Origin of the sequence: Mesorhizobium sp. M0522 (assembly GCF_040321085.1) — a bacterium.
GTDB lineage: Bacteria > Pseudomonadota > Alphaproteobacteria > Rhizobiales > Rhizobiaceae > Mesorhizobium.
In genome coordinates, this window is record NZ_JAMYQW010000008.1 from 108542 (window position 1) to 132774 (window position 24233).

At 60.8% G+C, this 24233-nt stretch carries 22 protein-coding genes and 2 pseudogenes; 15 read left to right on the forward strand and 9 right to left on the reverse strand.

Going from position 1 to position 24233, the window contains the following annotated elements:
• Positions 1 to 722 precede the first annotated feature (722 nt).
• Positions 723 to 875 (forward strand): XRE family transcriptional regulator, encoded by a 153-nt coding sequence (locus tag NKI58_RS12535; RefSeq protein ID WP_352786555.1) that lies wholly within the window; start codon positions 723 to 725, stop codon positions 873 to 875.
• 3 nt (positions 876 to 878) lie between these two features.
• Here NKI58_RS12535 and NKI58_RS12540 read toward each other — a convergent pair whose 3' ends face one another.
• From NKI58_RS12540 to NKI58_RS12550, 3 genes are all read right to left on the reverse strand, one after another.
• Positions 879 to 1148, reverse strand: a complete 270-nt coding sequence (locus tag NKI58_RS12540; RefSeq protein WP_352592972.1) for a nucleotidyl transferase AbiEii/AbiGii toxin family protein — start codon at positions 1146 to 1148, stop codon at positions 879 to 881.
• Between the two features lie 733 nt (positions 1149 to 1881).
• Positions 1882 to 2283 carry a type II toxin-antitoxin system VapC family toxin gene (locus NKI58_RS12545; RefSeq protein WP_352624043.1) on the reverse strand — a complete coding sequence of 134 codons (402 nt, stop codon included), beginning with the start codon at positions 2281 to 2283 and terminating at the stop codon, positions 1882 to 1884.
• Positions 2280 to 2513 carry an AbrB/MazE/SpoVT family DNA-binding domain-containing protein gene (locus NKI58_RS12550; protein ID WP_352786557.1) on the reverse strand — a complete coding sequence of 78 codons (234 nt, stop codon included), beginning with the start codon at positions 2511 to 2513 and terminating at the stop codon, positions 2280 to 2282. Before NKI58_RS12550 ends, NKI58_RS12545 begins: the two co-directional genes overlap by 4 nt.
• Positions 2514 to 2991: 478 nt before the next feature.
• Here NKI58_RS12550 and NKI58_RS12555 point away from each other — a divergent pair, with 478 nt between their 5' ends.
• The 3 genes and pseudogenes from NKI58_RS12555 to NKI58_RS12565 all read left to right on the forward strand — a co-directional run bounded on the left by NKI58_RS12555 (position 2992) and on the right by NKI58_RS12565 (position 4733).
• Complete coding sequence (locus NKI58_RS12555; RefSeq protein WP_352846441.1) at positions 2992 to 3234, forward strand: type II toxin-antitoxin system Phd/YefM family antitoxin; 243 nt, start codon at positions 2992 to 2994, stop codon at positions 3232 to 3234.
• A complete protein-coding gene (locus tag NKI58_RS12560) occupies positions 3231 to 3650 on the forward strand; it encodes a type II toxin-antitoxin system VapC family toxin (RefSeq protein ID WP_502896993.1) in 420 nt (139 codons plus the stop codon). The genes NKI58_RS12555 and NKI58_RS12560 overlap by 4 nt, the downstream gene beginning before the upstream one ends.
• Positions 3640 to 4733, forward strand: a pseudogene (locus tag NKI58_RS12565) (tyrosine-type recombinase/integrase). Before NKI58_RS12560 ends, NKI58_RS12565 begins: the two are co-directional and overlap by 11 nt.
• 36 nt (positions 4734 to 4769) lie before the next feature.
• Here NKI58_RS12565 and NKI58_RS12570 read toward each other — a convergent pair.
• Positions 4770 to 5288: an RES family NAD+ phosphorylase gene (locus tag NKI58_RS12570; protein ID WP_352592907.1), complete on the reverse strand. Its 519-nt coding sequence runs from the start codon at positions 5286 to 5288 to the stop codon at positions 4770 to 4772.
• Positions 5285 to 5674: an MbcA/ParS/Xre antitoxin family protein gene (locus tag NKI58_RS12575; RefSeq protein WP_352592910.1), complete on the reverse strand. Its 390-nt coding sequence runs from the start codon at positions 5672 to 5674 to the stop codon at positions 5285 to 5287. Before NKI58_RS12575 ends, NKI58_RS12570 begins: the two co-directional genes overlap by 4 nt.
• A 565-nt stretch (positions 5675 to 6239) precedes the next feature.
• On the opposite strand from NKI58_RS12575, the gene NKI58_RS12580 reads away from it, so the two are divergent.
• Positions 6240 to 6914, forward strand: a complete 675-nt coding sequence (locus NKI58_RS12580) for a protein-L-isoaspartate(D-aspartate) O-methyltransferase (RefSeq protein WP_352592975.1) — start codon at positions 6240 to 6242, stop codon at positions 6912 to 6914.
• Positions 6915 to 7205: 291 nt separating this feature from the next.
• Here the strand turns inward: NKI58_RS12580 and NKI58_RS12585 are convergent.
• Both NKI58_RS12585 and NKI58_RS12590 read right to left on the reverse strand, forming a co-directional pair.
• Positions 7206 to 7352: pseudogene (locus tag NKI58_RS12585) on the reverse strand (hypothetical protein); the annotation flags it as partial.
• A gap of 235 nt (positions 7353 to 7587) precedes the next feature.
• Positions 7588 to 7962, reverse strand: a complete 375-nt coding sequence (locus NKI58_RS12590) for an MAPEG family protein (RefSeq protein WP_352592912.1) — start codon at positions 7960 to 7962, stop codon at positions 7588 to 7590.
• A gap of 185 nt (positions 7963 to 8147) precedes the next feature.
• Here NKI58_RS12590 and NKI58_RS12595 point away from each other — a divergent pair, with 185 nt between their 5' ends.
• The 7 genes from NKI58_RS12595 to NKI58_RS12625 all read left to right on the forward strand — a co-directional run bounded on the left by NKI58_RS12595 (position 8148) and on the right by NKI58_RS12625 (position 14339).
• A complete protein-coding gene (locus NKI58_RS12595) occupies positions 8148 to 9350 on the forward strand; it encodes an ABC transporter substrate-binding protein (protein ID WP_352846438.1) in 1203 nt (400 codons plus the stop codon).
• Positions 9351 to 9427: 77 nt separating this feature from the next.
• Positions 9428 to 10294 carry a branched-chain amino acid ABC transporter permease gene (locus NKI58_RS12600; RefSeq protein WP_352478406.1) on the forward strand — a complete coding sequence of 289 codons (867 nt, stop codon included), beginning with the start codon at positions 9428 to 9430 and terminating at the stop codon, positions 10292 to 10294.
• Positions 10295 to 10299: 5 nt separating this feature from the next.
• Positions 10300 to 11274 carry a branched-chain amino acid ABC transporter permease gene (locus NKI58_RS12605; protein WP_352708385.1) on the forward strand — a complete coding sequence of 325 codons (975 nt, stop codon included), beginning with the start codon at positions 10300 to 10302 and terminating at the stop codon, positions 11272 to 11274.
• A 4-nt stretch (positions 11275 to 11278) separates the two neighbouring features.
• Positions 11279 to 12058, forward strand: a complete 780-nt coding sequence (locus NKI58_RS12610) for an ABC transporter ATP-binding protein (RefSeq protein ID WP_352708383.1) — start codon at positions 11279 to 11281, stop codon at positions 12056 to 12058.
• 2 nt (positions 12059 to 12060) lie between these two features.
• Positions 12061 to 12783 carry an ABC transporter ATP-binding protein gene (locus NKI58_RS12615; protein WP_352592925.1) on the forward strand — a complete coding sequence of 241 codons (723 nt, stop codon included), beginning with the start codon at positions 12061 to 12063 and terminating at the stop codon, positions 12781 to 12783.
• 8 nt (positions 12784 to 12791) lie between these two features.
• Positions 12792 to 13532, forward strand: coding sequence for an aspartate/glutamate racemase family protein (locus NKI58_RS12620; protein WP_352592928.1), 741 nt, complete (start codon positions 12792 to 12794; stop codon positions 13530 to 13532).
• Positions 13533 to 13634: 102 nt separating this feature from the next.
• Complete coding sequence (locus NKI58_RS12625; RefSeq protein WP_352592978.1) at positions 13635 to 14339, forward strand: GntR family transcriptional regulator; 705 nt, start codon at positions 13635 to 13637, stop codon at positions 14337 to 14339.
• A gap of 1033 nt (positions 14340 to 15372) precedes the next feature.
• On the opposite strand, the gene NKI58_RS12630 is transcribed toward NKI58_RS12625, so the two are convergent.
• Together NKI58_RS12630 and NKI58_RS12635 are read right to left on the reverse strand one after the other, a co-directional pair.
• On the reverse strand, positions 15373 to 17922 hold the full coding sequence (locus NKI58_RS12630) for a caspase family protein (RefSeq protein WP_352853245.1): 2550 nt from the start codon (positions 17920 to 17922) through the stop codon (positions 15373 to 15375).
• A 713-nt stretch (positions 17923 to 18635) separates the two neighbouring features.
• The gene (locus tag NKI58_RS12635) at positions 18636 to 20084 is read right to left on the reverse strand and encodes a caspase family protein (RefSeq protein ID WP_352853247.1); all 1449 of its coding nucleotides are present in this window, start codon (positions 20082 to 20084) and stop codon (positions 18636 to 18638) included.
• A 422-nt stretch (positions 20085 to 20506) separates the two neighbouring features.
• Between NKI58_RS12635 and NKI58_RS12640 the strand changes: the two genes are divergently transcribed.
• The 3 genes from NKI58_RS12640 (at position 20507) to NKI58_RS12650 (ending at position 23936) form a co-directional block, all read left to right on the forward strand.
• A complete protein-coding gene (locus NKI58_RS12640) occupies positions 20507 to 21601 on the forward strand; it encodes an autotransporter domain-containing protein (protein ID WP_352853249.1) in 1095 nt (364 codons plus the stop codon).
• Between the two features lie 837 nt (positions 21602 to 22438).
• Positions 22439 to 23263, forward strand: coding sequence for a PA3715 family protein (locus tag NKI58_RS12645; protein WP_352624033.1), 825 nt, complete (start codon positions 22439 to 22441; stop codon positions 23261 to 23263).
• A gap of 124 nt (positions 23264 to 23387) precedes the next feature.
• Positions 23388 to 23936 (forward strand): class I SAM-dependent methyltransferase, encoded by a 549-nt coding sequence (locus NKI58_RS12650; RefSeq protein ID WP_156948240.1) that lies wholly within the window; start codon positions 23388 to 23390, stop codon positions 23934 to 23936.
• Positions 23937 to 24233: the final 297 nt, after the last annotated feature.

Below are 24233 nucleotides of genomic sequence, written 5' to 3' on the forward strand. Positions count from 1 at the left end.
CTGGTTTTCTTCGGCCGGATCAACCCCGTCACGACGGGGCCCTCGGCGGGCTGGAGCTGCCGGGCGTGCAGGGACGCGTTCCTTGAGGGCCTTGGAGACGACCACCGCTGGCGGGCCTCGGCCGCACGGAACTCCGCGAGAAGTGCGACGGCGCGTTCGCTGTAGCCCGGCTGACGCCGGCCTCGCGCGCCAGGTTGGCGACGGTCAGCGCCCCGTCGGTGCACTCAGGCGGCTGTCGAGCAGCCGCACCATCGCCGCCCTCAGCGCCGCTTCACCGCCTTGCGGCCGGCAAGCCAAAAGCCGTGCAGGATAGAATGTTGGACGCGCTGGCGGTCGCAAGCTTCGGGCAGAAGGCCGATCTGGCAAAGCCGATGAAGCACCGGGGTCAGGCGTGATGGAAATCGCCTTGCCCTACCCCTCCGACGCCTACAGGGTCATCTATGCCGTCCAGCTCGGCGATTGATCTGGGTCGTGCGTGCATTCCAGAAGAAGTCGACCACGGGCATCGCCAAGCCTAAGGAGGCGATCGACCTCATCAAGGCGCGGCTGAAGCAAATACGGAAGATCGAGTCATGACAGAGAAAAAATCGAGATCGTCAGAGGCAGCGGCAATGTCTACGCGGACATGGGGGATCCCGACGCCGATACCAAGCAGATGAAGGCCTTCCGAGATCATCGCTGCGCTGAATCGGCGGCACCTCACGGTCAGAGCTGCGGCGGAGGTGACCGGCGTTAGGCCGTCGGATATTTCGAACATCCGCAACGCCCGTCTTGGCAAGTTTACCATCGATCGGCTTGTGCGGGTGCTGAACCGGCGTGACCGAAAGGTGACCGTCACGGTCGAGAAGGCGAGACATGGAACTGTCGCCGCCTAACGCCTAATATGGCCAAGTTGCTCTGCCGGCGACCGGCAATGCCCTCCCTGTTGGCTCTTGGTCAATGAAGCCGAGTAGCTGAGGGTCGTCGAGGAAGATATCGACGTCGTGGCTTTCGCGATGGTTGATCTGGATCATCATCGCCGTGCCGCCGCCAAACGACCATTCGAATTCAAAACCTCCGGCCTTCTTCCGGAGCTGGTCGATCAGATCGGCAGCAATGGCGAAAAGCCGCCGCCATTTGGACGGACGACGGCTATGGACCTCGATCATCAAGCAGCGAGTTAATAGGTCTCGCCGGACCAGGCAGAGAAATGGGCCGCGAAAGCCTTCGGATTATCGACCGCTATCTGGTGCGCGGCGGCGAACTCCATCTGCTGCTCGACCGGCACTTCTGCAAGGAAGGCACTGACCTGCCCAGGATAAACTGCTTCGCCAGATCTAGATCCGAAAGACAATGAGCCAGCGCCACCCCGTCGAGCTGTTCGCTGTAGGGCCGTTAACTGTCGTCAGAACCAAGGCCAGATGCTCGCTCATAGTCATGCAAAATAGTCAATTCGTGGATGGGCACAAGCTGCGAGACTCGGGCACTGCAAATGGCTCGCGAGGCTCACAATCGTCCTTCCGTCGACCACAGTGACGCCTGAGCGGTCGTGCGCGCGTAGACGGACGAGCTACAGAAGCGCGCGGGTCGAGCAGCATTCGGCCGGCTGCGAACTGACTTCGGAGCATGACTCCGGCACGTCCCGCCCTTACGAGCTGCCGCGCGCGACGGTTCCGCGTCGACCTCACCAAAGGCTCTGACGGTCCCCTCCTCGCGCTAGCCGTAAGGTGTAAACGGCGGTTCCGCATTTCAGCTTACGACTTCAATTGAAATCGGGAAATAAAACCGACACCCGCAAATACCAACGCGGCCGCGATCGTTACCGAGTCAACCTGACCAAAGCGTCGGGCTCTAAAAAGCACCCTCCCCTGCCGGCGCGGTTCGAGGCCTCGCCAGGCGCGCTCAGGCTGGGGTGATCAACATCAGCGATGGAAAATAGGTGCGATAACGGCCGACGTCGCGGGTGAGCAGCGGCAGCTTACCGACCGCCGCGTGGGCGCCGATGAAGAAATCCGGCAGCACCCCGGTGCGCGATCCGCCCGATTTGCGATACTGGGTGAACACCTTTCCGGCCAGGAATAGCACCGGCCGCGGCATCGTCACGATCTCGAGGCCGGCCGCGTCAAGAAAGGCGTCGAGATCCTCGATCCGGCTGTAGCGGACCGAGAGCTCTGCATAGACGACGTCGTTGATCAGCAACGGTCCGCGCAGCGAGGCGGCCTCCAACTGTTCGATCGACCACTCCGCCCAGTCCTGATCGTCGGTGACGAGGTCGAGCAGAACGTTGGTGTCGACCAGCGTCACGCTTCGTCGCGCGTCAAGGTCATGATCGCCTCGGTGCTCAGCCCCTTGCCGGCATGGCCGCGCAGCTTGGCAAAGCGGCTTGCCGGCCGTTTTTCGTCCGCACGAACCAACACCACGCTGCCGTCGGCGGCGCGGCGAAAATCCACGTGGCTGCCCGGTGCGATGCCCAAGAGATCGCGCACGGGCTTGGGAATGGTCACTTGACCTTTTGCGGTTACGGTCGTTGTCATTGCAGCCTCGGTAAGGACACCTTGAAATATGGTATTACCTCCGCGCGATGGATTCAAGTATCGGGAGTTGCCCTGAGCCGTTAGCCGCGATGTCCGCAGATCCTTTGCCGCTGACCTTCGGAACTCGGCACCGCCGCGACCCTCTTGAGTTCATCTGGACTGGGGCCAACAGCCTCCGAAAAGGCCCGTCGCTCGCCTTCGATTGAAGCGAGAAGGCAAAAACCATCGTCTGACTTTTCAGCTTAGGGCTTTAATTGAAATCGGGAAGTGAAAGCCACAGTCACCGAGGATGATGTGAGGCCAAAGAACACTATTGATAATGACCTCTTATCGGTGACTTGACCAAGCCTTGACCAACCGACGGAATCGACGCTATGGTCGCGCAAACTTTGTCGTGCAAGGCTGCGCTCAGCGCGACGAGAGTGGCCGTGGCGGAACAAGGAGGCCACAGCGTACAACGCCACACGAGGACGGAAAAATGACCATCACAGTGAAGGTCGGCGAGGCCAAGACCCATCTCTCCGAACTGCTGGCGAAAGTCGAGGCCGGCGAGGAGGTGATTATTTCGCGTGGCAACGATCCGATCGCAAAACTCTCCCGAATCCACAAGGATAACCGGCTGGACGCCTTGATCGACGAGGTTCGCGCCGCGCGCGCCAAGGCGAAGCCCGTGGCCACTGAAGAGATCCTGGCCTGGCGTCACGAAGGGCATCGCTACTGATGATCTTGGTCCTCGACGCCTCCTTTGCCGCTGCCTGGCTCTTGCCGGAGCAGCACAGTGAGGCGGCCGAAACAACAATCGCGGGACTGAGAGGCCAATCTCCAGTCCCTTCCTTGTTCTGGCACGAGGCGCGCAGCATTGTCCTGACGGCCGAACGGCGCGGGCGGATCGTTCCCGGCGAATCGATCTCCGCAATGGCGCGACTTCGCCGGCTGCCGCTTGAGGATGCGGGCGCAGGGCGTGACGGCGCCATCATCGAGCTTGCCATCGCGCACGGTCTTAGCGCCTATGACGCCGCCTACCTTGCGCTGGCAATCGAAACCGCGTTGCCGCTGGCCACCCTCGATCGCAAGCTCGCAGTTGCCGCGCGCGGCCAGGGAATCCGAATTCTCGGACCGCTCGCGAATGGCAACTGACCGCGTCGGTCGGCCATCGGGCAATGGTGTTCGACGCGCCGAGGCGCTCGACTCGCATTGGATTCGGTGTTGCCCTTCGACCGCCGCGAACTTTTGACCGACGACGACGTCGCGATGCTGCGCCATCTGGCCCAGGAAGGCATCGGCAAAAACTCCCTCCGCGCGCTCGCCCGACCTCGGCTATCTCGACGCCTAGTCGCTGGCCGCCACCGGACAGCCTCTGCCTTGGCCGGCGCCGGAATCCCTGCTCCTCAAATTCGTCGCTCACTACGTTTGGGATTTTTCGAAACGCGAGGCCGACCCGGCGCAGGGCATGCCGGCTGACGTAGCGGCGTCGGTGGGTAGCCCAGGGCCTGTTACGGATGACAAAAAACCGCACGCGTCGTCCACCGTGCGCCGGCGGCTGTCGAGCTGGTCAATCTTGACCAAATGGGGCGGAACTTGTCGGAAAATTCAATGCGCCGGGCTGCAGAGCGCGATCAAGACCGCCGATATTCTGGCCGCCCCCCTGAAAACATGCGCCGGCAACCGTCTCGTCGACGTCAGGGATCGCGCGATTCTCATCAGCGCCTTCGCCTCCGGCGGCCGGCGTCGCAGCGAAATTTCTGCTCTTCGCGTCGAACAGCTGGTCGACGAAGACCCGGTTCCGGCCGATCCCAACGCTTCCGACGGCGATAAATTGCCATGCCTGTCGATACGGCTCGGCCGCAAAGAGACGACGCAAGCCGACAGCGACGCTTTCGTGCTGCTCGTCGGCCGGCCTGTGCTGGTTTTGAAGGACTGGCTGGCGCGCGCCGGGATCAGCGACGGCGCCGTGTTTGGCGGCCTCGACCGCTGGGGCAATCTCGAAGCGCGCCCTGACGCCGCAGGCCGTCAATCTGATCCTGAAGCGGCGCACCGCCGAGGCCGGGCTCGATCCGCAAGCCTTCTCCGCCCATGGCTTGCGCTCCGGCTATCTCACCGAAACCGCACGCCGCGCCATTCCGCTGCCCGAAGCCATCCAGCAGTCGCAGCATCGCTCCGTGCAGCGCCTCGAACTACTACAATGACGCGGAACGCACACTCGGGCGGGCGGGCGGATAATCGCCTGAGTCGCAATTCGATCCGACCCTTGCGGCGTTAGCTCCAGGACAATTGGTTCCGAGGCAGCCGGCCTCCCGGATCGATCACCCTGACCTGGTGCGGGAGCACCTCGCCCCAGCTCCATAGCACGAGGTTCTGATCGGATGTGCCGGCACCTGGCGCGAAGCTGGGCACGAGAATGCCGAACTTGCCTTCAGCAACGAAGCGGTCATGGATGCTCCATGACGGCGGCCGTTTGCCATCGGCAAGAAAATCCATCCATGCACAAGCCATATCTTCGAACCGGATCCCGGCGTCGGCCTGGCCTTGCGCCGTCCTCAGATCGACAATGTCATCGCAATCGATCTCGTATGAGCAGAGCACGCAGGGATCAATGCGATGTGCAAAACCCTGATTGGCCTCCTTCACGGCCGTCATGACGTCGAGCGCCAGATAAAGCGTACGCACACCTTTCGGGTTGAATCTGGCACCCCGAATAGCCGCTCCGTCGCCTGAGATCGGCTGGAACGACCAACGCGGATCATGGGCGCGGTAGCAAATTCCGGCAAACCTCAAGCAAAGCCACCAACGGCGACGTGATCCAGGTAGTCGCGAACCGCGCTGGCCTTGCCTTCCTTAACCAGAGCTTCCGCCGTCCGTCCGCCGAAGGCCGGTATCGGCTGCGCCCGATACCAAGCCATCGCCTGCTCCTTGCCTCCAGCCCAGTCGGTCACCCTGCTGATGATCTCAAGCATTTCACGAAGGCGACCTTGCGTCTTTGCAGCACGGCTACGCTCAACCCTATAGAGGGTTTCCCGCGCAAGACCCGCCGTTTCGGCAAGCTGACCTTTGGACATACCGAATCCATCCGCAACCTGGGCGACAGTGATCTTCCCAGCCCGATCCATATAGGACAGCACCAACGGTTCGTTCTGAACTGGAGCTTTCAACGCTTGGGTCATTCCTGTCCTCCCTTGCCATATTCAGAAACACATTTCTTGTGCATAAGATATGGCATTGCGCGACGGACTACAAGTCTCGGTTGGCGGATGAGACGTCGTTGAGGCCTCACCAGACGCATTCACACGTTCGTGTTCTGGCACATTCCTTGTGTGCACAAAAACCCACAAAAGCCCCGAAACCGGCCAAATGCACGCACAACGTCCAGTTCTCCCGATCGGTCGCCCATTGGCGATGCCCGCGTCGACCGAGGATCGGGCGACCGACGCCCAAGTCGACGAGGTCAAGGTGGCTGGCTGCCGCCTCGTCCACCAGGAGCACGGCTCCGGCGCCTCGCCCTCCCGGCCGGTGCTGGCGAAGCTGATGCGCGAGATAGCCGCATACGGGACAAACCGCTATGGCGATATAGCGCCCAGAATCTCCAGGGTCGCCGCCGGCGATAGCCTGCCAAGACGGTCACCCACGCTTGCCCTGGGCACCCGTAATGGAAACGATGGCGGGCGCTACCGTGACGAACAGGATATAATGCTCACCGGCAGCAATCTGGTTGAGGAAAGCCCCACCGTCATGAAGCCAATGAACGAAGAGCACCTCGCGGTCCTACGCAGGCACATGGTCGAGATGATTGCAATCCATACCGACCTTGCAAGCGAAGAACTCGGCAAGGCGGCGCTCGATGAGCGGGTGATGGCAGCGATGCGGCGAGTGCCGCGGCATCTCTTCGTGCCAGCCTCGGTTGCACCTTATGCCTACCAGGACATGCCGCTGCCGATCGGCTTCGATAAAACCGTCTCGCAGCCATTCATCGTCGCTCTCATGACCGATCTCCTTGCTCCCCAACCGCACGAGGCGGTGCTCGAGATCGGCACTGGCCTGGGCTATCAAACCGCAATCCTCGCGGAACTCGCCGGGCAGGTTTGGAGCGTAGAAATCATCGAGGAATTCGCAAGCCATGCCGAGGCTCTGCTGCAGGGCCTCGGCTTATCCAATGTCGGCATTCGTGTCGGAGACGGGTCGCGCGGCTGGCCCGAGCACGCCCCATACGACAAGATCCTGGTCTCCGTCGCGGCTGGGCGGGCGCCGCCGGCCTTGCTTGAGCAGCTCAAGCCGGGGGGACGCCTGGTTCTGCCTGTGGGACCTCAAGATGTGCAGTTGCTGACGGTCATCGACAAGGATTCGGCAGGGCAACTGAAGACTCGCAAACTCATCCCGGTTCGGTTCAGCCGGCTCGAAACCGTCTAATGAGGTGCGACAACTGGCGCGACCGCGCTTTTCCGACCGTCAATCAGATGCCAGCCTTCCGCGTTTCTTCGCCCTTGGTGAACGCGAAGAAACGGTAGAGTCGAGGTGTGGCGCAGTGGCGGTAGGTTGAACATATCTGTTTGCCGCCCCTTCGTCTGGCCCTGCCTTATTGATTCAACCTTGGCTCCGTTTCCACACCTCGCTCATCGAACCGGACCTGCAGATCTCCCGCATCCGGGTCTCGGACAAAAACTCACGCCTTCACCCACGACACGCCACGTCCAAGTCGGGTCAGACGTACGAGCCCGAAGTGCTCGTAAGATGCGAGTCTGGATGGGCCCCGCCCTTGCATCGTCTGGTCTTGTGTTTGGAACGCAGCCACCGGCGCAACCGCACTGCAGTGTAACTGTCGAGGGCCCGGTATGCCTTGCTGGTGGTTCCTACCGAGAACTAGTTCGCCCATCCGCGCAGCATCCGGTTTACCTTCGCTACCAACAATGTGGTCTCTTCCCATGTACCTTTTCGGCCAGTCAGCGAGTGGATGTTCTCCACAGCGCGTCTGATGCTCTTCTTCGATGGCCGTTGCGCCAAGCGGGCCGCTGACGATCCTTTCCGGTCGATCTTTCAGAGAATAGGTGGAAGGGAATCTCGCCGTGTGATGGCGCTCTGGGCACTATAGCTCGGGCCAGAGTGACGCAGGCAAAAGCAGCACAATTCCAACGAATGCGACATTCCAGACGAGGGAACGAAACAGGGGAACCCCCGCTGCGTAGGGCGGGAGATAAACCAGCCTGACTGAGAAATAGAGACTAGCTCCCCATTCGCTGAGGCCGCTCTCACGACCGAGCGCATGGACAAGGAGGACTCCAGCCACGAACACGGGGAACGTCTCCAGGGCGGAAGCGGATTGGCAGCCAACCGCAGAGCTGGAGCCCGCTCCCGCCCCTATCCTCCCGCCGACGTTCCCGGCATCGGCATGTTCATTGTGCTTCCCAGCCGTAGTCAGCCGTAGGGGGAAATGGCAGCCGAATGAATGAATACGCCCCAACCAGCGCTACCCGAATCGACGCCGATTCGAATCTTTGCGCTCTTCATCTACGACCGCTCACAAGATTGTCAACAATCGGAAAAAGTTTTGTTGACAGGTGGTTGATTTGAGCCTTCACTCACAAAAGTCCGCGTATCGGTCGAGTTCTGTCGCAACAATGCGCGGCCTCCAAAGGGGAAAGAACAATGATCAACAGGCGTTCAATAATCACATCCGCGGCGCGCGGCGCCGTCTCCGCGCTGGCAATCATGGCCGGCGGCACAATCACGGTGCACGCCGCTAACAAGGAACTCAAGATCGGCTTTGTCGGCGTGACGAGTGGCGCGGCCGCTGCGTGGGGCACATCCAACGTCCGCTCGATGCAGACGCGCGCCGCCTGGATCAACGAAACCGGCGGTGTGAAGATTGGTGACGAGACCTACGACATTAAAATCGTCACCTTCGACGACCAGAAGGACCCGAAGCGGGCGATCGCCGGCATGGAGAAGATGGCCCAGGAGGGCATCCACTATGTCGTCGGTCCGAATGTCGACGACGGCGCGGCGGCGGTGCGTCCTGTGGCTGAATCCAAGGGCATCATCTATTTTCCCTACGCGTTCCCGAAGGAACTCTACAGCCCGCCGGCGTCCAACGCCGTGCTCGGCATGATCGCCAACTACCAGTCGGCTCCGGCGATCTACAAATATCTCATGGAAAAAAGGGGCGTGAAGAAAGTTGCCTTTGTCGCCGCCAACGAATCCGATCCGCTGAGCCAGCGGGATGGCGGTGTTGCCGCGGCAAAGGCGCTCGGGCTCGAGGTTGTGGCTGCCACGGACGTCTACCAAAACGATACCCGCGATTTCACGCCGGTACTGACGCCGATCGTTTTGCAAAAACCGGACCTGCTGGTGCTTTCGGGTGTCGCGCCCGGCAATGCGCCGCTGCTGATCCGCGCCGCGCGCGAGCTCGGCTACGAAGGTCTGATCTCCACCGAAACGGCGCAGGATGCCAAGGTGCTGGAAGAGGGCGCGGGCGAGTTGGCCAACGGCTTCATCTCAGTCGGCGGCGCCTCGACGCCGGAAATCGCGTCCGACACGATGAAGGAATTCGTCGACCGCTATACGAAAATGTTTGGCGAATACAATGACGAGTCGAACACCAAGGTCTACGCCCTCGAATACATCATCGAGACGCTGAAGGCGAACCCGGCCGCGATCGACAAAGTCGAGGAGTTCAAGAAGACGATCGACACTTTCTCGGCGCCCAATCCCTATCTGAAGGACGATGCCAAGCTGACCTATGTCGGAATGACGTCATTCGGCCAGAAGCGCCAGCTTTCGGTCCCGATGGTAGTCACGGAATACCGCGACGGCAAGTTCGAGACGCTCTTCGTCGCTCAAGTCGATTGACGCAACCGCACTGAAGCGGATTGCCGCAGAGGCTCTGCATTCGTCTTGAGCCTCTGAATGGCCGGGGAACCATCCTGATGGAACAAGTCATCGCCAACGGGCTCTATCTTGGCGCGCAATACGCCTTGATCGCGCTCGGTCTGACCCTGATCTTCGCGCTGATGAACGTGCTTAACTTTGCCCATGGGCAGATGTACGTTCTCGGCGGCTTCATCACCTACACCGTCTATGGCCAGCTCGGCATGCCTTTCGTCGTCGCGCTCGTTGCGTCCGGGATCACGCTGCTGGTCATTGGAGCGCTGGTCGAGAAATTCCTTTTCAGAACGGTGATTAGGCGAAGCGTGCGGGAGGAAAGTACGATGCTTCTCGCGGCGGCGGTCGCATTCTTCCTCGACGCCGTGATCCTCCTCCTGTTCGGTGAAAAGCAGCGCGGCGTGCCGAAGATCGTCAACGGCGTCTTCGTCTCCGACAGCCTCATAATGCCTTACGACCGGCTGCTGGTCGGCGCTCTCGCCATACTGTTCATCGCATCCTTCGTGCTTTTCATGCAGTATAGCAAGCCGGGACGCGCCATGCGGGCGCTGGCGCAGGACCGGGTCGCGGCGCAGCTTATGGGCGTCGAGGTCGACCGCTATTCGATGATCGGCTTTGCGCTTGGCGCCATGCTTGCCGGCATAGTCGGCGGGCTGCTGGTCGCCATCACCGGCGTCAATTCGGGCATCGGCGGACCGATCTCGATCAAGGCGTTCTTGATGGTGATGATCGGTGGGGCCGGCGTCGTCAGCGGAGCAATCGCCGGCGGCTTCATCCTCGGCATGATGGAATCGGTCGGCCTGACAGTGCTACGCCAGTATGGCGACGTTACCTATCTCGTCATCTTCGCCGCGCTGATGGTCTTCCTCAGCATCCGGCCGAACGGGCTCATGGGCAAGCCGTGGGGGTGATGGACATGAAGCGTACACGCAACATCCTCGCCGTCGCTGTCTTCCTGCTGGTCGTACTCATCGGCGTGCCCTGGCTGATCGAGGCGACCGGTCGGCTCGACCTCTACTATACGCTGACCTCGGTCGCGCTGCTCAGTATCGCCAGCGCCGGCGTATGGGTGACCTTCTACATCGGCCGCATCAATATCGGCCAGGGTGCCTTCGCGCTTATGGGCGGCTATGTTTCGGCCATCCTTGTCGTCCAGTATGGTGTGTCGTTCTGGCTGACACTGCCGCTGGCCGGGCTGTTCTGCGCCGCTGCAAGCGTGCTGATCGGACTGCCCATCCTCAGGCTCCGCGGCGTCTATTTCGCCATGGTCACGCTGGTTTTGACCGAAGTAGCGCGGCTGCTGGCGCTGGCGCTGCCGATCACCAACGGCGCCAAGGGCATGGTGAGCATTCCGCTCCCCGGCGGCATTTCGATCGTCGGCCTGACCATCCTTCCCGATTTCGCGACGCTCGCCAATCCACGCCCGGCGTTCTATCTCGTCTCGGTGGTGCTGATGGTGCTGTGCTTTGCCGGGCTTTACCGCCTGGTCCATTCGCGCATCGGCAAGCTCTGCCAGTCGCTGCAGCAGAACGAGGAACTGGCCTCCTCGATCGGCGTCAACATCGCCTATCTGCGCGTCATCGCCTACGCCATCTCCTCGTTCCTCGGCGGTCTCGGCGGCGCGATGTTCGTCGCCATCTCGCAGTCGATCTATCCGTCCAGCTTCACCGTCACCGACTCGGTGAATTTCATGCTGAACTGCTTCCTCGGCGGGCTCAGCTACGTCTTCGGGCCGATGATCGGCACCTTCGTGCTCTATTTCGGCTGGGATTTCCTGTTCGAGACCGGCGAGTTCCAGTTGCTGATCTTCTCGTCGGTGCTGATCGCGCTGATGCTGTTCCTTCCCAACGGCCTGCTCAGCCTGCGGCTGTTCGGCAAGAAGCAGGGCTAGGACCATGACCGAGCTTCTCCAGATCAAGGCAGTGACCAAACGCTTCGGCGGGCTGGTCGCGGTTAACAATGTTTCCTTCGCCGTCCGGGAACGCGAAATCCTCTCCGTGATCGGTCCCAACGGCGCCGGCAAATCGACGCTGTTCAAGCTGATTTCCTCTTTCATCAGTCCGACCTCGGGCGAGGTGCTGTTTCGCGGACAGCGGATTTCAGGTCTGGCGCCGCATATCGTCGCCCGGAAGGGCGTCGTCCGCACATTCCAGGAGACGACGATCTTCAAGGGCATGACCGTGCGCGACAACGTCATCATCGCACATCACCTGCGTTCCAATGCTACCCTTGCCGGCTTCTATCTCGGCACGACTACAGCGCGGCGCGACGAGGATGAATTCGGGCGATCCGCCGACGAGATCATCGACTTCCTCGATCTCGGCGCGCAACGGCATGAGATCGCCAGCACGCTGCCGCACGGCCATCTGCGCGCGCTGGGGATTGCCATCGGCCTCGCCACCAACCCGACCGTGCTCCTGCTCGACGAACCCTTTGCCGGCATGAATCACGACGAAACCGCGCGTACGGTGGAGATGGTGCGCGGCGTCCGCAAACGCGGCGTGACCGTGCTGCTCGTCGAGCACGACATGCCAGCCGTGATGAACATTTCCGACCGAATCGTCGTCCTGAACTTCGGTGTGAAAATCGCCGAGGGAACGCCGAAGGAAATCCAGGAGAACGAAAAGGTCATCGAGGCCTACCTCGGCGCCGAAGATGAGACGATCGGATTTTAGCCATGAGCGAACTGCTGAAAGTCTCCGACGTCGAACTCTACTACGACCATGTCTATGCACTGAAGGGTGTGTCGCTCAACGTCAACGAGGGCGAGACGGTAGCGCTCATCGGCGCGAACGGTGCGGGCAAATCGTCAGTCCTGCGCGCCATCACCGGCCTGAAAAAGGTCCGCAGCGGCGAGATCCATTTCCAGGGCCGTCGCATCGACAAAACGCGGCCGGATGAGCTGGTCAGGATGGGCATCGCCATGGTGCCGGAGGGGCGGCGCGTCTTTTCCTACATGACGGTGCGCGACAATCTAATGATGGGCGCATTCACCCGCACCGACAAGGCCGACATCGCAAGGACGCTGGACATGGTGCTCGGGCGTTTTCCGCGCCTGAAGGAACGCTATTCGCAGATGGCGGGCACGATGAGCGGCGGCGAACAGCAGATGCTGGTGATCGGGCGGGCGCTGATGGCCAAGCCGAAGCTGCTCTTGCTCGACGAACCCTCGCTCGGCGTCGCGCCGAAGCTCGTGCAGGACATCGCCCGCTCGATCGTCGCAATCAACCGCGACGAAAAGGTCAGCGTGCTGCTGGTCGAGCAGAATTCGCGCATGGCGCTGCGCATCTCGCAGCGCGCCTACGCACTGACGACCGGAAAGATCGCGCTGGCCGGACATTCGGCTGAGCTGCTTGGCGACGACCGGGTCAAGAAACTCTATCTCGGCGGCGAAATATGAAAGCGCAAATGGACGTACTCGTCGTCAATCCCAACACCACCGCGTCCATGACCGAAAAGATCGGCGAGGCGGCGCGCCGCGCGGCTTCGGCCGGCACCAGGATCATCGCCGTCAATCCGAAGGACGGGCCGCCGAGCGTCGAAGGCTATTTCGACGAGGTCTTCGCCATCCCGGGAATGATCGGCGAGATCCAGAGACATCCGGCGGCGAGCGCCTGCGTCATCGCCTGCTTCGACGACACCGGCCTCGACGCAGTACGCTGCGTCGGCGAGATGCCGGTGGTCGGCATCGGCGAAGCGGCGTTTCACATGGCGAGCCTGATTGCCGGCAAATTTAGCGTGGTGACGACGCTGTCGCGTTCGGTGCCGGCGATCGAGCACAATCTGGTGCGCTACGGCCTCGCCAGCCGCTGCGCCAGGGTGCGGGCAAGCGACGTTCCCGTTCTGGAGCTCGAAGTGCCCGGCTCCAACGCCCGCCATCGAATTTCGGAGGAGATCGAGCGCGCCATCCGCGACGACCGGGCCGAAGCGATTGTGCTGGGATGCGCCGGCATGGCCGACCTCGCCGCCGCGCTCAGCCGCGAACATAGCCTTCCCGTGCTCGACGGCGTCGCCTGCGCAGTAAAACTCTGCGAGAGCCTCGTCGGCCTTGGCCTGTCGACCTCAAAGCGCGGCGGCTACCAGGTTCCACTCGAAAAATCCTTCGCCGGAATCTTTGCGCCCTTTTCGCCCTCCGGCCGTGTGTCCTGATGCGTGCAAAATTGTTGACATTCCCACACAGGATGTTCGATGTGCGGCCGGAAACGCGGTGTTCGCGCCGCTATGCGATCCGGCCGCCGGGACAATGAGACGATGGACCTGCTTGGGCCAAAGCCACGGGATGGCGACAAGCCGACGATGCGCTGGTTTCCGGTCTATGCCGGCCTGCGCGACGCCATCGTCAGCCACCGCCTCGCACCGGGCACAAAACTACCCGAGGACGAACTCGCCTCGATCTATTCGGTGAGCCGCGCGGTGATACGCGCGGCGCTGCAGGCGCTGTCGCATGACCGCTTGGCTCGGCTCGAGCCGAACCGCGGCGCGTTCGTCGCCCAGCCGACCAAGCAGGAAGCGCGCGAGGTGTTCGAAGCGCGGGCGCTGATCGAGCCCAAGGTCGCGGCGCTTGCCGCCGAACTGGCAAAGCCGGCCGAGATTGCGCAACTGCGGCTTCATCTCGAAAAAGAGCACGAGGCCCTGCATGCCGGCCGCGACAGCGACGCCATTATGCTGTCGGCAAAATTCCATGTCGGCATCGCCGAAATCGCCGGCCATTCGATCCTGACCGGCTTCGTCAAAGACCTGCTGTCGCGGTCGTCGCTGATCATCGCGCTCTACTGGCGCCGCCGCGACACCACCTGCGAAAGCCAGGCCCATCACGCCCTTGTCGATGCCATCGAAAAGCACGACGCAAAAGACGCGTCCGACCTGATGCGAAGCCATCTCGTCGACCTGCTGTCGGGCCTTGATCTGACGCTTGGCGAGAAGAAGCCCGAGAGCCTGTCGGACATCTTGCGCTGATCTGCGCTGTCAAACCTTTCGCGGGAGTTCGCCTATGTCCGCGCCATGCTGGGCGTGATTGAAGGCATAGCTTCGGTCCATGACTACTACTGCTTCTTCGTTCCTGCCGTCATAATGGTAGCGCTCGTAGAGTCCCGCGGCGCTGCCCTCCGGCTGCCACTGCTCCTGCTGGGCCATAGAGTCAAATCAGTCCCTCCCGCACAACGAGCCGGTCGGGCAACGCGCCCGATCAGAGCGTGAAGCAATCATAAAGCGCGTGTTGGTCGCTCAAGCCGACCCGGTGAAACGCGATGCGCTCGAGCGGGACATCTGCGCAATGGCAGCAGTTCGTGGTGGACGGCTCCATGTCGTCGCTTCAGGTGGGCATGATAACGGCGACAGCGCGGAAATAGACATGTGAGGTGAAAGAAGCGCTTTGGCAACGTGCGAGTCGAGGTCAGCTGGGCAAGCATCCAGCGGGACGACGTTGCGAATGACAATATGTGCCGATCCGGACTTTGTCTCTCTTTCTTAGGCGTCAGGAAATGGCGCAACCTCCTGGTTCAGGAACCGGAACATCTGGTACAGTCGAGGTGTGGCGCGGTGGCGGTAGGTTGAACATATCTGTTTGCCGCCCGTTTCGTCCGGCGGTGCCTTACTGGTCCTCCGGAATCGATCAAAGGCCACGGAACGCTACGGTCGTGCGATCCTTCTTTGGCCCTCACACCCTGACCTGATCACCCCCCCCAGCCGCCTCCCCCGCCTCCGCTCCCGCCGCTCCCGCCCGAAGGAGGAATGATGACAGGCGCAGGAACAGGCTCCTCTTCAACCGGTATAATCACTTTCTTGGCGGCCCTGGGTTTGGGAGCGGGCTTGACGACCTTTGGCGGAGGAACCCTGCGAACGACCTTCGGCGGGGGCGTGCCGACCAGCGCCGTCGGTTCAAATTTGGGTGTCAGAGAATTGCAGCCCATGAGGCCCGCCAGGACGCCGGATAGCGTTGTTCCGATGATTGCTCGCTTCAATGCCCTTCCCACCATTGCCTCCTCCTTGATCAAAACAAGTCCCGACGCGGATTGGCTTCTTCCCAGACTCGTCTGGCCGCGCGAACCAGTTGAGTATCGAGTGAACCGGACCCGGGGATCTTCGATTTCAGTTCCTGGCGCAGCTGCTTCAACGCCGCCGTTTTCGGCTTCGATCCGAATTTTGCCAGCGTCCTTTGGGCTTCCGGCAGTTCCTTGCGCAGGTCGAGCGCAGCCGCAAACGCAAGGAAACGCACTGCAACGGCCTGATCCGCCTTGTCGCCCTTTTGCAATTCGAGGGCCGCGCGATCGAAAGCTGCGAACTGATCGCCCCGCGCGATCCCAATTTCGAACAATCTTTGCGCTTCCGCTAGGTTCCGTTCCACGTCGACACCGTCCCGATACATGCGTGCGAGGCTGCCCGGAGCGTAGGGCTGGCCGAGATCGATTGCCTTCTGAAAAAGCGCCAGCGCCTCTTTCGGATCCTTCTCCACGCCCTGCCCAGACAAGTAATTGCGGCCGAGCAGGTTCATCGAATACATATCCTGCCGCTGGACGCCGGCCTGCAGAAACGCAACGGCGCGGGCCGGATCGGCGGTCACGCCGTTGCGGCCCTCGGTGAAGATTGCGGCAAGATCGTTCATTGCATAGGTGTGCCCCATCGCCGCTGCCTTGAGCAGCAGGTCCAAACCCTTGCTGGTATCAGGTTTGACGCCATACCCATTGAACAAGGCGCGACCCCACGACGTCATGCCATAGGGATCCCCCTTGTCCGACGCCGCCGCATAAAGCGCGTTGGCCTGTGCGCGGTCGACGGCCATTCCGGTTCCCGTCGCATACATGTAGCCGAGCTCGAACACGGCACGGACGTGTCCCTTCTTGGCGGCTTCCTCGATGGCTGTCCTGCCCTCGTCGACCTTGCCTGCCGCAAGGAGCGCGCGCCCCAGTTCATAGCGGAAGCGCGGAACGGCGGGATAAGCCTTCACGGCGGCCTCGCAAAGCTCTACCGCGCTGGTGCCTATTTCGTTCGGCAGCAAGCCGGGGACGACGCCTTGCAGGTCGAGAGGTTCGCCGGCAGCCGTATCGCACGGATCGACTGTCGGCGACAGTTTCATTGTGGCGGGCTTGGATGATCTGCTGTCCGCCCGGATTTCGAAGCCAACCTCGACCGTGGCTTCGGCGCCGATCTGGGGTTCGTAGCGCAGCCGGTCGACTTCACCGGACCTCAGGCTCGAGTCGGGCGCCAGGGTTCGATCCGGCAGCGAGAGCGTTCCCGTTGCCGGATAACCCGAAACTTTCAGGCTGACGGCGGGATCATCGGTCGGGAAGTCAAGGTTCAGCGCAACCGGACCGACACCCACGGGAACATTGAAATTTCGGTTTTCGAGCGCCTCGGCCGCACCGGTGATATGAATGCCGCGCTCCAGCACGTTCTGCTTCTGCTCGGCTTCGAGCGAGGCCATGATCTCTTCGCCTTGCGCGCCTTCGCCGCTCTTGACCCGAAATACCACGATGCCTTGGGTTTGGCCTCCCCAGTCGTCATGCGTGGCATAGGCAAGCATATCCACCTCTTCCTGCGTAGCGACACCCTTGGGAACATCCATCTGCAAATGGGGCAGGTCCTTGCCTTGGATCGGCACGCCCACCTCGACAGGCTTGCCGTCCAGCATCAGGCGCCCCAAGGCAGGCGGTCTTTCGATGCTCAATGTGATCGTGCCGCCGTCGACGTCGATCGGTTCGGGCAGGCCCAAGCCGACGGGTCCCACTCCCGACAGCACGACCTTCTCCAGCACCGGCGGCAGCGAGGGGCGATTGCTGCGGCGCATTAGCACGACCTCGTCGATCAGCGACGAGTTCTCCCAGGGAACTTGGAGGCCGTTTGTGGCTTCCACCACATCGCGGCGCACCGCCGCCATTACGGTGCGGATCTCCTGGTTCGGGGCCAGCGCGCGACGGGAAAACGCTGCCGAAAACGGACTGAGTTCGCCGGCGCCGTCATAAGCCGCCGCCCCGGGTTCGGTGGCAAACGCAATCAGGGTGTTCAGCGAGCTCCTCACCTGTGCGAGCCCGGCGTTGCCGGCAGTAATGAGCTGGTCCCTCAGCCAGTAATTCTTGCGTGGGAACGGATTGTTGCGGCAGGCATCGAGGATGATCACCTGGATCTTCGATTTCGAACGCAACTGTTCCAGCACATCGTTGAGCTTGATGGCCTGGACTTCGATGTCTGCCGCCTGCTTCAAGGAGGCATCGACCGGAATCAGGAAGTTTTCGCCGCCGATCTGGAAGCCGTGACCGGAATAGTAGACGACGGCTAGGTCGGCGCCGTCGACTGCGGCCAGATAGTTGCGAAACTGCTCCTCGAACTGCAGCTTGGTCAGATCGCTTGCGACGAAGACCTCAAAACCGGCCAGTCGAAACGTTTTCGATACGTCCTCGGCATCCCTGGCCGGGTTTTTGAGTGCCGGGAATTGTCGGTACTCCGAGTTGCCGATGACAAAGGCGACCCTTCGGTCGGCGCTAGCCTCAAAGGTCGTGAAGCTCGCGAGGAGGAAGGCTGCGATGATTCCGCAAAGTCGGAGCATGGCAATTCCCTTGAACGCTATTGCCTCGCCCACAAGAACACAGCATGTGGTAGCAAGGTCCGTCAGAGAGCATGCAATCTGCCGAGACAGAAAGAGAGAAAAGCCGTCGCGACAGCGGGCATATTCCTCACTTGATCGAATGCTAAATTACATCAGGGACCGAGTGTCTGCAACGTCTGTCACACCTCCAGGCGTGCTCTTCCGATCCCTGGCGCTCTGCTCGGTCGGCCACGCGCGACTTACGAGCCTGCCAGTTCAAGCACAGCGACGGATCAAATCCGGGTCACGAACAGTTCACGGCGACACAGAGCTGGACCCGCGCCCGCGCCAAACCATATCTCGGCTAGTACAGTCGACCGGATTGAGCACTACGGCGGCCGTCGTAAGCAAACTCGTTCCCGTTGCCCAGCGAAGCGGCATTTTGACGATTGTCCCGGCAGCTAGAATTGAAAAGCCCGGCGGTTCTGCGCGGTTCGTGCACCATCGAGCCGAGGCAAGATTGTTGGGTCCGAGTGTATGGCGGAGGGGGAGGAACTCGTATCCAACCTTCTCCGGTCCGGAAGACCTCACCAGACAATCGCGTTCATATACGCGGAACGGATCGCCGGAACAGCGATCGGTACGAGCCAGGTTGTTTAGCTGCGCAGGCGGGCCCAAATCACGCCATGCTGTGGTCGCGTGACAAGAAGGGTACGCGTGGAACAATGGCTTCTCTAGAAAACGCCGCCAATCCCAATTCCGCCATTGATATCGGGAGGAGCAGCTGCGGGAGGCGAGGATTGCGGCTGCGAGTTTCTGGGATTTTTTCGGCTGGGAGCACCCTTTTTCCGCACGGGCGCAACATCTGAGGCGACACTTGCTCGCCTGGGCCTCTGCGGTACGGTCACAGGGTCTTTGCAGACGCGGCCGGAGTGCAAAAAGAGCTCCCCCAGAAGTTCAACGGTCGGCTCGGTGGCCGACGTTATTCGCTTGGTGTTCTTGTAATACGTGCTGAGAGCATGGAGCGAGCCCTTGCCCCAATCTCCGTCGACGGTCATTCGATAACAACCTAGGCGGCGCAATTCTGTCTGGACACTGCGTACGAGCTCGGCTTGTTTTTCAGGCTTCGTTGCACCAGCCTGCGTGCCAACGATCAAAGTTTCGAGACCGGAGATCACACTTTTCCGGGCCCCTTCGAGGCTGGCAATCTCCGTACCAACCGCATCGGCTGACGCGCCGGATGGCGCCGAAGCCTCCAGCGATCGTAAAGTCTGTCCCACGATAATCACCGCAGTCTGCAAGTCGTTGGAAGCAAGTTCTACCTGGAGTCTTTGCTTCGCGACAGGATCCGACAGGATGCGCGACAAGCTGGCGCTCAACTGAGCCGGGTCGAGCACTTGCTGCTCGGTGAAGTAAAACTGCTCGCGAAGGTTGGACTGATCCCACGGGACCTGACGACCGACAGTGAGTGCTTCAGTCTCGTTGCGCACGCGGATCATCATGTCCGAAATGCTGAGCCCTGGGATCTCGACATTCTTCAAAAGGGCTGTGGTGAACGGGCTGTTGTCTCCCGAGCCGTCCGCCGTGATGTTGCCTGGCTGGGTTGCAAAGGCAACAAACGTGTTTTCGCCCACTTCGACCTGCGCAAGCCCATCCATTACACTTGGGCCTTTGCCCATCGGGTTGTTTCGGCACGCGTCGAGGAAAATGAAGGTCTGCCGTTCCCGACTTGAGAATCGTGCGATCAGGTCGTTGAGCTTGATTGCTTTCGCAGTCAGTTCCCCGATGGTTTCAGGATCGGGCGTGTCGACCGGCAGCAGGTAATTCTCGCCCTGAAGCTGCACGCCATGCCCGGCGTAGAAAATCAGCACCGCGCTGGCGCCCACAAGCTTGCCATCGGCCTGGCGAAAGAGCTTGCCGAAACCGGCAAGGGAGAGATCCACTCCCAGCAGCACATCAAAATTCAGCCTTCCCAGGCTTTCGGAAAGCCTTGTGGCGTCGTTCACCGCATTGGGCAAGTGTGGGAGACGAACACTTTGGTAATCGGAGTTGCCGATGACAATGGCGAGCCGCTTGCTTGACTGTGGCGTTGGTTCATCTTCGACCGCCGCTTGACCGCTTACCGATCCAATCAGTGCCACCAGCAGAACCATTATGATGCGCAGGAAGGGACTGTGGGTCATGTAACAGGCTCGTTTCAGCATGCGACAATCTCAGAGTCGTCGAAGTGTCGAACCGGCTCACGCTACTCTTGCGCGTGAAACTTATGTCTCGGAGTGCAGCGGTTTTTTTACACCAGAAATCACCTCAAAGAAAGCGCAAGGGTGGTGCTAGCCCGCTTTCTTGACGCAGTGATCATCCGACAAAGTAGCGCTGGCGCGTGCAATCGACAGATCCGGTCGGCAAGCTCCGCCGCAGGTTCTAGCAAGCAGAAATCGAGCAATGTACAAAACCCATATCCCGAGCGGCGAGAACCTGCTACACTCTTGCCAGCGCCGGTGCAATATGTTGCACCCACGCTGCCACAGCCAGATATTGCATTGAGAATCTTCTGCGTATCGCATCCCTTATTACATTAGCTTTGTAGTTAAGAGGGGAAAGGACAATGAAGGAAAGCTTCGCTCGGCGCTTATGCGCAGCGGGCATATTCTCGTTTGCCGCTGCATTGATCTTACTGCCTTCTCAGGCAAGCGCCTGCATTATGGACAGTGAGGGCATCTTTCTGGACACGAACTGCTATCTTGGAGGTGCGACCAACAGCGTAATTGTCGACACGTCTTTGGGGGCGCTTGGTGATGTAGTTGACAGCGTAGTCGAAGCGGACGTCGGCCTCGCGAACGGGGTTCCGCTCGCTCAGTCGACGCCGTTCGGTGTTTTCGCTTCCGGTCAGTTGGCTCGCACGGAACATGACGGCTTCTCGATTTCGAATAGCTTGGGCGTCCTTGATGGGCCGAGCTTCCGCGTAGATGAATTCTCCGCTGCCATCAGCGTCGACTTCAATGCCGCAAAGCGTTTTGGATTCGGCAGCGAGCATGGGCTGAACCTCGGCCTGTTCGCCGGGTATGCCTCGGCCAAAGTCGATTCCGACGCATTCGGGTTCATCGGGGAGGGTGAAGCAACCAACAGAAGTGGGATGTTCGGCGGCTACGGGCTCATTCGACGCGGCACAAGTTATGCGCTCGTGGCAGCATCTGCGTTCCTTGGGAACACCGACATCGAAAGGGCGGCACGCACTTTCGGCAGCTACGACACACAGGGCTATGCACTGACAGGCTCAATTGGTCGCATCTTCAACCTGACCGATCGGGTGCGACTCGACATCCGCGGCGGATTGTTGGGCGTCATCTTTACCGGCGATGGATACACAGACAGCTTTGACACTGTCTATGGAAAGAGCCGGTTGTCGTTTGGCGCAGTCAAATTCGAACCTGGAGTCTACGCTGATTTTCTGCTCGGCAATGGCATGGTGATCAGCCCCTATGCGCGATTGGATATCCAGGAGCGCTTCGGCTATTCCAACACGGCAAGCGCCGACGGTAGAGAGAGTGACTTTGATGACGCGGACTTTTCGGCTGCACTGTCGTCCGGCTTCAACCTGAAAATGTCTCAATCGATAATGCTCAGCAGCGAAATTCGCGGTAAGTGGTCTCAAGACAGTTCAACCGTCAGCGGCAAGCTGGGTGTGAAGATCGCCTTTTGAATTCGGGATAGGGATCCCGGTAATTGGGCTGACCAGCAAAAGAGCTGATCATCGCCACTGCGTATCAGCTATTCTGCGGCGGGATGCTTTTTATGCGGCTGGGTCAATAGCGCGGGCGATGACCCGGGAGCGGGTCCAGCAGGTGGCTAAGCGCGGATGGTGGCCTTGCCGCTGGCGATGAAATGCAGGTTGGCGAATCCTCGTCATCGCGTTGGTCGCTCCGCTCGGTCGTGCGCGCGAAACCCACGAGCCAAGCAGCCCAGCCACAACGACGGATCAAACCGGGGTCGCGCCGAGGCAGTGCTGCTTTTCCAAGGCGCCATAGGGTCGCCAGTATCCCGGCCTTGTGTGCCGAGCGGTCGCTCCGAACCCCTTAGCGGCACCCCATTTCTCAGCCCGCACCCGCGCACTGGCCCCGTTAACGGAATTCGGTCGAGGGGTATGGAGGCCGAGCTCCTACATCTTCGAAAGGAAGCGAGCGCCTTTGCTTTCTTTCAGGCTGCCGACGCCAGAGGCAATCCTCTAGTCGAGATTATCTTGGCGACAAATGCGCCTGGTCCCGGCTTTGGAGGGAGGCCGATGTGAAACGGTTCATGGGCGGTACAAGGGCTCGATCCGCGGCCGACCCCGCCACACATCTTGATCTGCCAGTACAGTCGGTCCGTGGATGACCGGGTTCAGCGCTGGGGGCATGCGTCGTAGGGGACTCAAACGAGCTCTCTCGATTCAGCAGTTCATCGAGGCCTCGTTAGCCGCACTTTCCGCGCACCCCTGTGCGCCGCCAGCAATCTCGCGTAGACATGCCTGCCCGCATCCGCGCTGTGACGTGAGAACCTCATGCGAATCCTGTTGCCTGTCTTCTTCCTCTGCCTGACCAGCCTGTCGCCCGCCAAGGCCGCGGCGGGCGATTGCGGCGATGCCGCCGCGCTGGTGCAGCAGGCCTATCCCAAGGCCCGAAAGAGCGCCGACGGCACCTCGTTCACGCTTGAACCCCATACCAGCATCGCCTCGACGCTCCCGGAGAGCGATGCGCCATTCGGCCTGGCCTGCAAGATCTGGCCGGCTCATGACGACCTGCTTTTGGTCGCGGTACCGCTGATTGACAGCGCTAACGGCGACGACCTGCATGTCGGCGATATCGAGCTTCTGGTCGTCGACAGGAATACGCTGCGTGTGCGCCAGCGCCTGCTCCAGCCTGGACTGATGACCGATGATGCCATCGCGATCCGTAAGGTGGAATTCGACACCGGCCGCTATGCAATGGCCCCTGAGGTCACCGCCTTCGGCCTGCGCATCGAAATGGCAAACCATTCTCAGGCCAATCCCTTCACTGAAACCGACCTGCGGCTCTATGCCCTCGCCGGCGGTGCGCTGCGCGTGGTGCTCGACGGTCTCGTGGTGGCCGGCACTGGCGGCGAAGGCGATGCCAGTTGCGCCGGATCCTTCCATTCCAGCCAGGTCAGGCTGACGATGAGCCCGGCGCGCCACCACGGCTATCATGACATCATTGCGGTCGAGCGGACGGATACCGACAATCCCTCCCCCGACCAGAATGGCGAATGCCAGTCCCATCCTGGCAAGCCTGTGAAGCGGACCTACCGGATGCGCTATGACGGCAGCCGCTATGCGGTTCCCGCGGCACTCAAGGTGATGGGGTTGTGACGCGGCCGCACACGTCCCTGCCTTGGTTCGTCAATGTGATCAATTCCAGTTGAAAGGGTATCGACCATTAATTCTCTCGTGGTAGGAGGCGCTCAAGGGGGCTCTTCCCAAAGGAGCTGATAATTTGTGGTGGTCAAGATTCAAAAGGGGTTTTGCCGGAACGTGGGACGACAGACTTGACGGACTATTCTCCGCAAAGGTCGACTACGCCGGAAAATCCATTCTCGATGTTGGCTGCAATATGGGTGTTGTCGCCTATGAGATATCCAAGCTGAAACCCAGCTCGATCCACGGGATCGACATCGCCAAGCCGCACATCGAGACTGCAAAAATGTTATTGAGCGGCTCCCCGGTACATGCCCGGTTCGATCGCCTGAATCTCGGCAGCCGGCGCCTCGGCAATATCCTTCTACCGAAATACGATATCGTCCTGCTGCTGGCCGTCTATCAGCACATGCAGCGCAACATCGGCCCAGGCAAGGCGCGAAGGGTGCTTTCCAATATTGTGAGGCGCACCTCAAACGTCGTTGCCCGCGTTCCGCCTGGAACGGATGGCGAATTCATCGAAACGCTTTCTGACGAGGGGTTCCAGGTGAAGAGCACTCACACATCGCCTCTTGGTAGTCATGTGCTCGTGCTTGAGAAACCTGCCTTCGGAAATCCGCAGCCATGATGACACATTGCTTGCGGTAATCTGCCTCTTCAACATCCCATGTGCCAGCAGCGGGCGCAGACCCGCTGCCTGCCTGCAACTCGGCCCGGGCAACGCCGATTCGCCGGCAGAAAGCATTTGCGGATGGACTTCGCGCCAATGCCGTTGACATTGAGGGCCGCGGCTGCGGTGTTCTCTGCCACTGCCTTAACAGTTGGATGCGCCCGTTGGCGTAGACGAATTTGGCCGTACGGCGAGAGCACTGGCCGTCCCGCCTGCGGTCAGCGCGCCGCCGGTGTCGAAATTCAGCCATGTGCG